This is a genomic window from Lysinibacillus sp. NPDC086135 (assembly GCF_044746345.1).
Taxonomy (GTDB): Bacteria; Bacillota; Bacilli; order Bacillales_A; family Planococcaceae; genus Lysinibacillus.
Genome location: NZ_JBIVCA010000011.1, coordinates 94,577 through 107,682, shown reverse-complemented (window position 1 = coordinate 107,682; position 13,106 = coordinate 94,577). Strand labels below are relative to the sequence as shown.

Sequence of the window (13,106 nt, the reverse complement as noted above, 5' to 3'; positions counted from 1 at the left end):
GGGATAGAACTATGCTGTCAATTCACAGTACTGAGCAGTTAACTGGAGCACGTGTTAGCGGGGATTTTTGGGATTTAGATGAGCTTATTAATGCTATTTACAAAATAACTGGTGATGAAAACAAGTATTATGATTATCAAGGAGCGCGCCTTCGCATTCTTAGTGTTTGTTATAATCTACGTCAAGCTGCCCAGGGAGAGCATCAGCTTGAGTTTGTTAGCAATGGACTCAATAAAAGTGTTTTGCTACAGCATGAACTAATTTTTCCACACAAAAATGCTTATTTCGCAGCAGAGATTCTTTGGCCTGAGCTGATCTTTACTGCTATCGCTTTAAACGATTTCATTCGCCTACATCAGGAGCTAATTGATTCTTCTGATTGGAATATTGATGTTGCCGCCATTCGTAAATTCCAGGCAGCGGTTGCTAATTGTTTAGAGCAGGAGCTTAATGAGGAAGAATACTTAGTATTTTTAAGAATGCTCCATACTAAAAGTCCATTAACATTCCGGTATGCAACACAGTACATCGATGTTTTGAACTTAGAGTATATTCAACTAAGATCGGAGGAACGTAAAGCTCATTTAGCATCATTTGCTCTCCGATTAATGTTAGAAGACGATGAATATGTAATGCTAAAATCACAACTCATGGAAGCCGCGATTACTACAAAAAAATCGTTACATGAAATCGAAATTAAAGCGAAATATCCTGAAACTATTTTGTGGTAAATAGGAAGCGCCGTCTCAACTAATTTTGAGACGGCGCTTGTAAATAAAGTATGGCGATTGGGCTAAACGAGTAGCCCGGAACGAAAACTATCCTCATCTAGGTAAACAATATTTCCTTGATCATTTTGTCTTTCAACACTATGAGCCGACTCACCTAACTTTGAAACAGCTATCTTTCTTCCTTTAAATTGTTGTGTAAGCCATTTTTCTAATAACTTCCTCGTGCTGTGGATAGTCCTCTAAAAGCTCATCTTGTGTAAATAATTCGAAGTCTTCAAAATCAAAGCCTGGTGCAACCATACAGCCTACTAAACTAAATGCATCTGCATCTTCTACGGATGAGCCAAATATAGTATTTTTCGGTACTGCTATTTGTGGTACTTCTCCTGACTCGACATCTAATCCAAGCTTCTTCGCCTCATATGTACCATCAGGGAAAATCATATGGACTGTTAGCGGACTGCCAGCATGATAATACCAAAGCTCGTCCGATTTTAAACGATGCAAATGCGATATATCCTGTGAACGAAGTAAGAAATAAATACTCGTATAAATTGGTCTCTGTACATCTTTTACAGCCATATCCTCAGCTGCTCTAAACGAGGATATGTAATATCCTCCCTCAGGATGCTCTGCTAAATTTAATTTCTCAATAAAATATTGTGCTGTATACTTCATAAAACATCACTCCTTTTGTCCACATTACCAAATAATAAATGATGAATGCTACTGCTATCTGTTATTTTCAAACATCTATCTATAATATAAAAGGCATCTCATCTTCCGAGATGCCCTCATCTTTTATAAACCACCTAAATAAGCAGCCTTTACTTGTTCACTCTCTTGAAGCTCTTTTGCTGTGCCCGATAATACTATACGTCCTGTTTCAAGTACGTACGCACGATTTGCTACTGATAAAGCCATATTGGCATTTTGCTCAACAAGTAGTACGGTTGTACCTTCTTTATTAACTTGCTCAATAATATTAAAAATATTTTTTACCATGAGTGGCGCAAGCCCCATTGAAGGTTCATCCATTAATAACAATTTTGGTCTTGCCATTAATGCTCGACCCATCGCTAGCATCTGTTGCTCACCACCAGATAATGTACCTGATTGCTGTTTACGGCGCTCCAAAAGACGCGGGAATAATTCATACACATGCTCTAGATCCTTTTTGATGCCTGCTTTATCGTTACGGAGATATGCTCCAAGCTCTAAGTTTTCTTCAACGGACATATTTGCAAAAACACGGCGCCCCTCTGGAACATGTGAAATTCCTGATTTTACAATTGTCTGTGCAGCTTTCCCTGCGATAGAGAAGCCCTCATATTCAATGATGCCACCCTTTGGTTTTAATAAGCCTGACAATGTTTTTAATAATGTACTTTTACCAGCACCATTTGCACCAATTAACGTTACGATTTCACCCTCATTTACTTCTAAAGAGAGGCCCTTTAATGCTTGAATGTTACCGTAAAATACATCTATATTTTGTACTTTTAGCATTAGCTGATAACCTCCTCGCCAAGGTAAGCTTCAATTACCTTTGGATTGTTGCGGATTTCTTCTGGTGTCCCATCAGCGATTAATTGACCGTGATCGAGCACGTATATACGTTCACAAATTCCCATAACTAAGCTCATATCATGCTCAATTAGAAGAATTGTTAAGCCAAACTCTTTACGAATAAACGCTATTAATTCCATTAAATCATGCGTCTCCTGTGGGTTCATCCCTGCTGCTGGCTCATCTAATAAAAGTAGCTTAGGTTTCGTAGCTAGAGCACGAGCAATTTCTAGACGGCGCTGCATCCCATAAGGTAAATTTTTCGCAACTTCATCCTTATAAACATCTAAGCCAAAGATTTTTAGAAACTCAATAGATTGATGCTCCATTTCTGTCTCACCTTTAAAATGATTCGGCAAGCGGAAAATAGAAGACCACATGGAATGCTTTGCAAGTGAATGGTTCGCTACCTTAACATTATCTAAAACAGATAGCTCTTTAAATAAACGAATATTTTGGAATGTACGACTAATACCTTTTTGCGTTACTTGATATGGCGCAAGCCCGTTTAACTTTATACTGTCAAATGTAATCGTGCCCTCAGTTGGCTTATACACCCCAGTAAGCATGTTAAAGCTCGTTGTTTTACCAGCACCATTAGGCCCTATAAGACCTACTAGTTCTCCTTGATTTAGGTACATATTAACGCCCTGTACCGCCTTTAAACCACCGAATTGAATGCCCATGTTTTCAACATTGATAAGAAGGTTTCCAGTCATTATTTTGTACCTCCTTTTTTACCGAATTTAAACAAATCTGTAACTTCTTTCGTTCCCATCAAACCCGTTGGACGGTACAGCATTACCACTATTAAGACTAAGCTATAAATAATCATACGTGTTTCTGGGAAGTTTGCTAAATATGCTGAGACTACTGTTAAGAAAACCGCAGCTATGACAGATCCTGAAAGACTGCCTAAACCACCAAGAACTACATAGATTAAAATATCAAAAGATTTTAAGAAACTGAAAGTTGTCGGTTGAATAATGTAAAAATTATGTGCAAAGATGGCCCCTGCAAGACCAGCAAAGAAGGAACCAATTGCGAAAGCTACAACTTTATAGTAGGTTGTGTTAATACCCATTGCATCTGCCGCAATTTCGTCCTCACGAATCGAAATACATGCGCGTCCATGACGAGAATTTGTAAAGTTCGAGATTACTAAAATTGTTAAAACAACACCTATGAATGCATAAGTCCAATTAGATAAATATTCAACTTGCATCCCTGCTGCGCCACCAACATAATCCGTATTTAAAAAGATAATACGTATAATTTCCGCAAAACCAAGCGTTGCAATTGCTAAATAGTCACCCTTTAAACGTAACGTCGGGATACCTACAATTAAACCTGCTACTGCTGCTGCAAGTGCCCCTAAAAAAATAGCTAATGGGAACGGAAGCATTAATTTAGTTGTGATAATGGCAGAAATATATGCCCCTACCGCTAGAAAGCCTGCATGCCCAATCGAGAACTGACCAGTAATACCAATGACAATGTGCAAACTGACCGCAAGCATAATGTTAATACACATTGTGATCAACATATTTTGATAGTAAATATCGAGAAAGTTCGTTGAAATAAGCACCTGAACAACTGCATAGATGACTAGCGCTAATACTGCATAGCCCCAGAAAACTTTAGATTTTTTCATAATCACCACTCACCTACACTTTCTCACGGGCATTTTTACCAAAGATACCCGATGGTCTGAAAATTAAAATTAAAATTAAAATAACAAATGCTGCTGCATCACGCCATAGAGAGAAACCAAGTGCACTTACGAATGATTCCACAACACCGAGCAACATACCACCAACCATGGCACCAGGAATAATACCAATACCGCCAAGTACTGCCGCTATGAATGCTTTAACCCCTGGAATAACACCCATTAATGGATCGATTTTTGTGTAATATACCCCGAAGATAACACCTGCTGCACCCGCTAAAGCTGAACCTATTGCGAATGTCGCTGAAATTGTATTATCTACATTAATACCCATTAATCGTGCTGCATCGGCATCATGAGAAACCGCGCGCATCGCTTTCCCGATTTTTGTTTTATGTACGATGAATTGTAAAAGAATCATCAGTACAATTGAGACAGATAAAATTAATATTGATGTACTACTGATTTGAACACCAAAAATATCAAATGATTTACTTTTAATGACATCAGGATATGCCGCAGGTTGCGCACCTCTGAAGAAAATAGTTGTATATTCGATTAATAGCGATACACCGATTGCAGTAATTAAAGCAGCAATACGTGTGGCATTTCGCAAACGCTTATAAGCAATACGTTCAATTAAAACACCAAAGATTGCACAGACCACCATTGCCAATAACAGTGCTGGAAAGAAACCAAGCTCCCATTTAGCAATTGCATAAAAGCCAATAAATGCCCCAATCATGAAGACATCTCCGTGGGCAAAGTTAATCAGCTTAATAATCCCGTATACCATCGTATACCCCAGCGCTATTAATGCGTAGATACTACCTAGTGAAATACCATTCACAAGCTGCTGTATCCATTCCATGAGCGTTCACTCCTTTTTATTTTTTGAAAAGTGCAAAAATAGTACTTACTTCTACATATTATTATTGAAAATAGAGTAAATTGTGTCCTCTTAAAAATTTTTTCATAATCTATCCATTTCGCCTTGGTGTATCTGTAGCTGTCGCTACAGATACACCATATCCGCATTCATCTCATCACCTTCAATGGTTGGAGCCTTTACTGAATAAGAGAAAACATAAAAGGGAAGGCGTGTTTACCCGCCTCCCCTTGCCTAAAAAACATTAAGGATTAACTTTAGAGTTGAACACTTGTTTACCGTCTTTAAATTCAAGAACTGTTGCTGTTTTAATTGGGTTATGATTTTCGTCAACTGAGAAAGTACCTGTTACTAATGAAAGATCTTTTGTGCCAGCTAATGCATTTTTAATTGCTTCCCCATCCGTAGAGCCTGCACGTTTAATAGCATCAGCAATGTAGTAAATTGAGTCATAGCCAAGTGCATTAAATGCATCTGGTGCTTTATCATTGTTCGCTGCTTTAAACGCCTTTACGAAGTCTTGAATTTTTTGATCTGGGTCTTCTGCAGAGTAGTGGTTTGTGATGTACGTATTATTTAGCGCTTTCCCACCAGCTAACTCTACTAATGTTGGTGAATCCCAACCGTCAGCCCCCATCAGTGGTACATCAATACCCATTTCACGTGCTTGTTTAACAATTAAACCGACCTCTTCATAGTATCCTGGGATAAAAATAAAGTCTGGCTTCTCGCCTTTAATATTTGTCAACTGTGTACGGAAATCAGTATCCTTCGCTACATACGCTTCTTCCTTTACAACTTTCCCGCCATTTTCTGTAATTGTTTCTTTAAATGATTTCGCTAGGCCTTTTGCATAATCAGATGCATTGTCCGCAAAAATAGCTACATTTTTAGCTTTCAATTCATTAGAAGCGAAGTTTGCTGCTACAATCCCTTGGAATGGATCGATGAAACAAGTACGGAATGCATACTCATTAATGCTACCGTTATCATTTACTGTAATGTTTGGAGCAGTACCAGAACCAGTAACGATTGGGATTTTATTTTTATTCGCAATTTGAACAGTAGCAACTGTATTACCAGAAGTTGCTGGGGCTAACATTGCTACTACTTTATCTTGCGTCGCTAGTTTAATAGCTGCTGCAGTAGCCTCCGCGTTTTCTGATTTGTTATCTACTTTAATAAGGTCAATTTTTTTACCATTGATTCCACCATTATCATTAATTTCTTTAACAGCAAGCTCTGCACCCAGAGCAATTGACGAACCATAGGAAGCTACGTTACCCGAAAGTTCTAAGTTTGCACCGATTTTAATAGTATCACCGTCAGAAGAACCGCCACCGCCTGATGATGATCCACCTCCTGAACTTGAACTACCTCCATTACCACAGCCCGCAAGAACGGCTGCAAGTAATGAAGATGCAACTAAAAGTGAGCCAAACTTTTTAAGTTTTTTGTTCTCTCGCATAATTTTATTCCCCCTAAGTTTTTTCAAATGTTAGATATTTCTGATAATTATAAACAATCCGCGGCATTTCCTCAATAACAAAAATAACCAAAATGATAATTTATAACTATCTATACTAATAGATATATTATTCAATTAAACCTTTTACATTGTAAAACATTCTTTATTTTTAGTCTAGAGTGATTTTTCTGTATAATTAGTAATTTAGGAATTATCTACTAATTTTGAGTGAACACTACTATAAAACGATCATTTTTGAATATTTTTTTCAATAAAATCTCGCCCTTTTTTCAAGAATACAAAGGCTAAAGCGTTTTCGCGAAGTATTAATACGGAATTAGAGTACTTAGAGGGCGCAATCGGAGTAAGATTTTTTTCTAATTTGTCATAGTCGAATCCAAAAAAAAGCTTAGAGCTAGGTATTTCTACAGCTCTAAGCTTTTTTCAATGCAAACACACAGAGGCGTTCGTTAATATTTGTTTCATTTTCAAGATGAACCTCATGGATTAATTCAAAAGGCGTCCCATGATGTAAAAACTGTAAATAATCATACGGTGGGTAATATAAAATAATATGAATTTCACGCATATGCTGCTCATAAGACTTCCATATATTATGAATAACTGTACGAAAAATATGAATTGAAAACGGATTGAAAAAAAAGAAAACTGTGTCGCTTGGCTGAATAGCATAGTCCTCCGCTATTGAATGAATAAAGGAAATCGGAGCTTGAGCACTCTTTTTTTGAAGATAGCTCCTTTTATTATTTTCAGCCTCTGCATAAAAACCTGCATCCATTTCTACCCCAATTGTCGGAATATGAAATTTATCATGTATATAAATAGGAACTCTCCCTTTTCCACATCCCATATCGATAAACACTGGATTATCAGGCATCTCATACTCTGCAAATAATTGTTCTAAGCCAACATACGGTGTTGGCTCATAGCGATGATAATGAGCTAGTTTAGGGAAGCCGTATTGTTCACCTACTGTGTTAATATGTAAATATTTATCAAATTGATGTTCATTCATACTATTACTCCTAAAAAAAGAATGATTAATTTTAGCACGATAAAAAGAAAAAACCATACTCAAAAGTTTTGAGGGCACTGAAAAATTGGAGAGGCTTTTGTGTTGTTAGCGATTTTTTGATGTTTATCAGCGATTTATCTGGTTTTATCAGTGATTCTTTGTTGTTTATCAGCGATTTATCCGGTTTTATCAGTGATTCTTTGTTGTTTATCAGCGATTTATCCGGTTTTATCAGCGATTCTTTGTTGTTCATCAGTGATGTTAAAAGTTTTGGAATATGGTTTTTTAACGTCCTCCTCCGATAAATTTTAAAACAAAGAGCAGTGCAACTATTAATAAGGCAAAGAAAACAAGAATCGTATAACTGTTCCTTGCTTTAGTGCTCATCGCCTTTGTTAGGCCACATGGGTCCTCCATTTTGGTCAGGTCGTTGTATTGGACCACCATCATTTGGTCTTTCCCCCTGCTTATCACCATTTTGACGCTATTTGCAATTTACATTGCTCTTCTATTGACAATGTCTTCCTAGGCGAATTATCATTGATTGCGAATGATAATCATTGAAAATTCATTCATATGATTAACTAAAAAATGAATAGGGGGGAAAGTATGATTATTGTTACAAATCGTATTCAAGTAAAACCCGGCTTTGCTGCAAAAATGGCACCGAACTTTACAAAACCAGGACCTCTACAGCAGTTTGAAGGCTTCCATAAAGTGGAGGTATTAGTTTCAACTGATGATCCGACTTATGACGAAATGAGCGTCAATATGTACTGGGAGTCTAAGGAACATTTCCAAGCCTGGCGTAATAGCGATGCATTCGCTGCAGCTCATCACCGTCCTGGACAAAGTGCTGAGGGAGGAAAACCTGAAAACAGTCCACTTATCGGTAGCAAAATAGTTATAGCCGAATTAGCTTCTTCGATTGAAGCATTACGCTAATTTTTAACTTCTTTCAGCAGCTGAAAGAGTAACAACTAAAATATCTTCTGATTCTATCTAAAAAATCCTGCATTTTTGAAAATGCAGGATCTTTTTGAATTATTGCAGGAAAATAACTAGAAAATAACCAAGTATCGATAAGCAAACCGAACCGATAAGTCCTGCAATAAACGCTTTTACGCCTAATTGTTTAAAGGTTTTTATCTCTACATTTAAACCTAGTCCAGCCATCGCCATCCCAATTAAAATATAAGCGATATATACAAATGTTTGTGCTACATTAGCTGGTACAATCCCTAACGAATTAATAGCACTCATCGCTAAAAAACCAAGAATAAACCATGGAATTATCGACAGCGAAAACCTTTCTTTTTCCTGCCCCTTATCAATTCTTCGAAATAAAATACCGATGACAATAGCTACCGGTACAAGCAATGCGACACGTGTTAGCTTCACAATAACTGCCGTATCAACGGCTTCATTTCCACCAGCTGAGGCTGCTGCAATAACATGAGCAATTTCATGTAGAGTGCCCCCCGCAAAAATACCATATTCAGTAGGAGTTAAGTTAAATACTGAGTATAATACCGTGTAGACTAATGTGAATACAGTCCCTAGTAATGCGACTATCGCTGCACCCACTGCCGTCTCTTTTTCATTCGCCTTAATTTGAGGAGCAATAGCGACAACAGCAGCAGCCCCACAAATAGCCGTACCACAAGCTGTTAATATGCCTAGCTTCTTATCTACATGAAATACCTTCGTTAAGCCGTATACAACCACTAAAGCAAATACTAGATTAATAAAAGCAATAAGAAAAACATTCGCTCCAGCATTGTAAATATCCGCTAAGTTTAAACGCATCCCCAGAAAAATAATGCCGAGGCGTAACAATTTTTTACTTGAAAATGTTATACCTGTTTGCCAAGAATTCTGCACCCTAAAGGCTGCTCTCCAAGCCATACCTAATATAATGGCAATGACAAGCTGCCCTAATATTGAGAAGAACGGGAATGTCGAAATATATTTTGCTACTAAAGCAATAATGAGTGTCAACAATATCCCCTTCATAAACGCTGGGGTCAGGAAACTTTTTAACCTATGCTGCCTATTATCCATGTTGTTCACTTCTTTCATCCTTGATGATTTTACTTTATTAGAAAGTTAATCATCAGTAAAATACATATATATAATCATAATTATTAATATTTCTAATGATAGGAGTGATGATATGCAATTTGATGCTTTAAGAACGTTCATCACACTGGTGGAGGTCAATAATTTTACGAAAGCCTCCGAAATACTTCATATTTCGCAGCCAAGTGTCAGTTTACACATTAAAAATTTAGAGCAAGAATTTCAAACGACCTTATTTATCCGTTCGCCAAAATCTGTACAAATCACACCAACTGGAGAAATTTTATATAAACGAGCTAAGCAAATGATGGCCATTGCCGAGGCAGCAAAAGAAGATATTTTAACCTATCACCATGAAATTCAAGGTACACTTGTGATTGGCGCTAGCTTTACTATTGGGGAATATATATTGCCTCCTATCATAGCGAGCTTGCAACAGCAATTCCCTCAGCTAGAGCTTCAAGTTATTATTGGCAATACGAAAGAAATCATTCAATATACAAAATTGTTACAAGTCGATATCGGTCTTATTGAAGGTCAAGCACACGACCATGAACTTCTTATTAAACCGTTTATGCAAGATGAATTATTTATTGTCAGTGCGAGTAATCACCCTCTTGCAAAGAAGTCAACGATTACGGTTTCGGACTTGCAGCAACAAAATTGGGTTGCACGTGAAGAAGGCTCAGGCACACGTTATTATTTAGATCATTTATTTAGAGCAAATGGGCTCCAAGTACGTTCACTTCTTACTATTAGTAGTAATCAAGGTGTGAAAGAAAGCGTTATACAAGAGCTTGGAATTTCATTACTGTCCGCTAGTGTCATTGAGCGTGAATTAAATAATGGCGATATAAAAATCTTACCCCTCGAGGAACAGTATTTTATACGAACATTTTCTTATTTGTGCTCGCCTACAATGAAAAATAAACGCAATGTTGACATTCTTTTAGAGGCACTACTAAAGAAAGCTTAGCGGATTAAGTCGCTAAGCTTCATATTGTTGAAAAGCTATTATGTGTCAGAAGATATATACTATGTGAAGTGGTTGATTGGCATGGAGCCTGGGCGACTCCTTAGGGATCAGCAATAGCGGAACGAAGGTTAAAAGCATCACATCCTGTGATAACGCCTTCGTGACTAACCTCCTGTTGGTCCGAGACCCTGCAGCGGAGCGGCTCATCGGACACCCCAAGGAAGCTTTGCTTTGTGCGAAAGCGAAGCGGCAGCAACAAGTTTTCTGTGCGAAAGCGCAGTGTAACGTAGCGGCAGCAACAAAAAAGCGCCCAGTTGGAACGGAAATCAACCTCTCGTTTTGCAGAAGAGTCATACTTTATTGAATGTGACATAGATTCCCTTCACCATTTTGTTTTTCAACACTACTTGCTAATCTCACTTTATAATTCTTGGATTTAGACGTTTAAGCTCCTGCTTATGCTCAATAATTTCTACAAATTTCAATGCTGCTCGTGATAAAGGTACGCTTTTCAAATAACACATGCCAATGCTTCGTGTCGGTATACTTTCTGTTAATGTTAGCTCATATAAAAATCCTCGCTGCAAATAATCATTAGAAAATTCTTTCGTTACACAAGCAATTCCTAAATTACTGCGTGCAAATTCCAGCACTAAATCATGTGAACCAAGCTCAAACTCAGGTTCAATGAAGATCCCTCTTGCAAATAAATAATCTTCTACATACTTTCTTGAATTTGATTTTTTCTCTAAAAAAATAAGCGGAAACTTTAACAGATCCTCAAAGCTTAAGCTTTTTGATGCCAACGTTTTGTACTTCTCGCCGCATACAAAAATATCCTGAACCTCGGTGCAAGCGGTTAACTGTAATGTCTGATCTTCTATCGGAAAATTACAAAGTCCTATATCAACCTCACCAGATTTAATAAAGTTACAAATTTCCGAAGTCGTTCCATTTAACATTTGTAATTTTATATTTGGATACATTGTATGAAACATCTCTAGATAAGGCATTAAATAAAAACGAGAAATAGTGTCCCCAACGCCAATTTTCAATTGACCTGTTGTTAAATTTTTGAATTCTAGCAGCTTCTCCTCACCAGCATCTAAAAGGCCTAATGCGGAATTTGTATACTCATATAAAAGTTTACCCTCCGTTGTTAACGTCACCCCTTTAGGTGTGCGGTTAAAGAGACGTGTACCTAGATCCTTTTCTAATTGCATCATGGCTTGGCTAACAGCTGGTTGAGTCATATATAAATCTTTGGCCGCACTTGAAAAGCTATTATTTTTAGCAACAATACTAAAAACACGATATAAATCTAATTTCCCTATCATATAAGCACCTCTTATAGCTATTATACGAACTATTAATTTTACTTATATCACTAAAGGGGCGTATAGTAAAACTATATTGGTTTTATTTAACATAAATTTACCTGTTTAATAAGGAGAGATTATTTTGGAACGTGTAGTTGGTACAGTAGTAAGAGGTCTTCGTGGTCCAATCATTAACGAAGGCGATAATATTGAGCAAATCGTTGTTGATACAGTATTAAATGCAGCAAAGACTGAAGGTTATTCCATTGAAGATCGTGACATTGTCACAGTAACAGAATCTGTCGTAGCGCGTGCACAAGGTAACTATGCATCCATTGATGATATCGCAGCTGACGTAGCTGCTAAATTTGGTGATGATACTGTTGGTGTTATTTTTCCAATTCTAAGCCGTAATCGTTTTGCTAACTGCTTACGTGGTATTGCAAAAGGCGTAAAAAAAGTAGTTCTTATGCTTAGCTATCCATCTGATGAGGTGGGGAATCACCTAGTTGATATCGATGAGCTAGATGTAAAAGGGATTAATCCTTGGACAGATACTTTAACTGAGGTTGAATTCCGTGAGCATTTTGGGTATAAAAAACATACATTTACAGGTGTAGATTATATCGAATATTATAAAGAACTAATCGAAGCTGAAGGCGCTTCTTGTGAAGTTATTTTTTCAAATAACCCAAAAACAATTTTAGACTTTACGAAGAGTGTGTTAACTTGTGATATTCATACACGCTCACGTACAAAACGTATTTTAACGGCAAACGGCGCTGAAAAAGTATACAGTCTTGATAATATTTTATCTGAATCTAATAATGGTTCTGGCTTTAACGCGGAGTATGGTCTACTTGGTTCAAATAAAGCCACTGAAGATAGCGTAAAATTATTCCCACATACATGCCAACCGATTGTTGATGGCATTCAAGCAAAAATCAAAGAAGCTACTGGTAAAACAGTGGAAGTAATGGTTTATGGTGATGGCGCATTCAAAGATCCTGTAGGTAAAATTTGGGAGTTAGCAGACCCGGTTGTTTCACCAGCTTTCACCGCTGGATTAAATGGCACGCCAAACGAAGTAAAACTAAAGTACTTAGCTGATAACGATTTTGCGGATCTTCGCGGCGAAGAATTAAAAGTAGCAATTTCTGAGTATATCCAAAACAAAGATGAAGATTTAACTGGGAAAATGGCTGCTCAAGGTACAACGCCTCGTCGTTTAACAGACCTAATTGGCTCTCTTTCAGACTTAACTTCAGGTTCAGGCGACAAAGGAACACCGATGATTTATATTCAAGGTTATTTCGATAACTATACAAAGTAATTTTAAAAAAAGTGCGAGCTGGTTGCTCGCA

14 protein-coding genes are annotated in these 13,106 nt (G+C 37.3%); 4 read left to right on the top strand and 10 right to left on the bottom strand.

Annotated features, from left to right (window positions below):
- Window positions 1-11: 11 nt before the first annotated feature.
- Window positions 12-731, top strand: coding sequence for a DUF6904 family protein (locus tag ACIPKN_RS15470; RefSeq protein WP_400937615.1), 720 nt, complete (start codon window positions 12-14; stop codon window positions 729-731).
- Between the two features lie 183 nt (window positions 732-914).
- On the opposite strand, the gene ACIPKN_RS15465 is transcribed toward ACIPKN_RS15470, so the two are convergent.
- From ACIPKN_RS15465 to ACIPKN_RS15430, 8 genes are all read right to left on the bottom strand, one after another.
- The gene (locus ACIPKN_RS15465) at window positions 915-1,409 is read right to left on the bottom strand and encodes a cupin domain-containing protein (RefSeq protein WP_400937613.1); all 495 of its coding nucleotides are present in this window, start codon (window positions 1,407-1,409) and stop codon (window positions 915-917) included.
- 123 nt (window positions 1,410-1,532) lie between these two features.
- Window positions 1,533-2,240: an ABC transporter ATP-binding protein gene (locus ACIPKN_RS15460; protein ID WP_142509933.1), complete on the bottom strand. Its 708-nt coding sequence runs from the start codon at window positions 2,238-2,240 to the stop codon at window positions 1,533-1,535.
- Complete coding sequence (locus ACIPKN_RS15455) at window positions 2,240-3,019, bottom strand: ABC transporter ATP-binding protein (RefSeq protein WP_400937609.1); 780 nt, start codon at window positions 3,017-3,019, stop codon at window positions 2,240-2,242. Before ACIPKN_RS15455 ends, ACIPKN_RS15460 begins: the two co-directional genes overlap by 1 nt.
- Window positions 3,019-3,954, bottom strand: a complete 936-nt coding sequence (locus ACIPKN_RS15450) for a branched-chain amino acid ABC transporter permease (RefSeq protein WP_132362613.1) — start codon at window positions 3,952-3,954, stop codon at window positions 3,019-3,021. Before ACIPKN_RS15450 ends, ACIPKN_RS15455 begins: the two co-directional genes overlap by 1 nt.
- A gap of 13 nt (window positions 3,955-3,967) precedes the next feature.
- Window positions 3,968-4,843 carry a branched-chain amino acid ABC transporter permease gene (locus ACIPKN_RS15445; RefSeq protein WP_400937606.1) on the bottom strand — a complete coding sequence of 292 codons (876 nt, stop codon included), beginning with the start codon at window positions 4,841-4,843 and terminating at the stop codon, window positions 3,968-3,970.
- 262 nt (window positions 4,844-5,105) lie between these two features.
- Window positions 5,106-6,329 (bottom strand): ABC transporter substrate-binding protein, encoded by a 1,224-nt coding sequence (locus tag ACIPKN_RS15440; RefSeq protein WP_400937604.1) that lies wholly within the window; start codon window positions 6,327-6,329, stop codon window positions 5,106-5,108.
- A gap of 433 nt (window positions 6,330-6,762) precedes the next feature.
- Window positions 6,763-7,365 (bottom strand): class I SAM-dependent methyltransferase, encoded by a 603-nt coding sequence (locus ACIPKN_RS15435; RefSeq protein WP_400937601.1) that lies wholly within the window; start codon window positions 7,363-7,365, stop codon window positions 6,763-6,765.
- 285 nt (window positions 7,366-7,650) lie between these two features.
- Window positions 7,651-7,815 carry a hypothetical protein gene (locus tag ACIPKN_RS15430; protein ID WP_400937599.1) on the bottom strand — a complete coding sequence of 55 codons (165 nt, stop codon included), beginning with the start codon at window positions 7,813-7,815 and terminating at the stop codon, window positions 7,651-7,653.
- Window positions 7,816-7,974: 159 nt separating this feature from the next.
- Here ACIPKN_RS15430 and ACIPKN_RS15425 point away from each other — a divergent pair, with 159 nt between their 5' ends.
- Window positions 7,975-8,310 carry a heme oxygenase gene (locus tag ACIPKN_RS15425; RefSeq protein WP_142509939.1) on the top strand — a complete coding sequence of 112 codons (336 nt, stop codon included), beginning with the start codon at window positions 7,975-7,977 and terminating at the stop codon, window positions 8,308-8,310.
- Between the two features lie 99 nt (window positions 8,311-8,409).
- On the opposite strand, the gene ACIPKN_RS15420 is transcribed toward ACIPKN_RS15425, so the two are convergent.
- The gene (locus ACIPKN_RS15420; RefSeq protein ID WP_400937711.1) at window positions 8,410-9,429 is read right to left on the bottom strand and encodes a YeiH family protein; all 1,020 of its coding nucleotides are present in this window, start codon (window positions 9,427-9,429) and stop codon (window positions 8,410-8,412) included.
- 112 nt (window positions 9,430-9,541) lie between these two features.
- Between ACIPKN_RS15420 and ACIPKN_RS15415 the strand changes: the two genes are divergently transcribed.
- Window positions 9,542-10,423, top strand: coding sequence for a LysR family transcriptional regulator (locus tag ACIPKN_RS15415; RefSeq protein WP_400937596.1), 882 nt, complete (start codon window positions 9,542-9,544; stop codon window positions 10,421-10,423).
- A gap of 416 nt (window positions 10,424-10,839) precedes the next feature.
- On the opposite strand, the gene ACIPKN_RS15410 is transcribed toward ACIPKN_RS15415, so the two are convergent.
- Complete coding sequence (locus ACIPKN_RS15410) at window positions 10,840-11,760, bottom strand: LysR family transcriptional regulator (RefSeq protein WP_400937594.1); 921 nt, start codon at window positions 11,758-11,760, stop codon at window positions 10,840-10,842.
- Between the two features lie 124 nt (window positions 11,761-11,884).
- On the opposite strand from ACIPKN_RS15410, the gene ACIPKN_RS15405 reads away from it, so the two are divergent.
- A complete protein-coding gene (locus ACIPKN_RS15405) occupies window positions 11,885-13,075 on the top strand; it encodes a coenzyme F420-0:L-glutamate ligase (protein ID WP_400937592.1) in 1,191 nt (396 codons plus the stop codon).
- The last annotated feature ends 31 nt before the right edge of the window (window positions 13,076-13,106 follow it).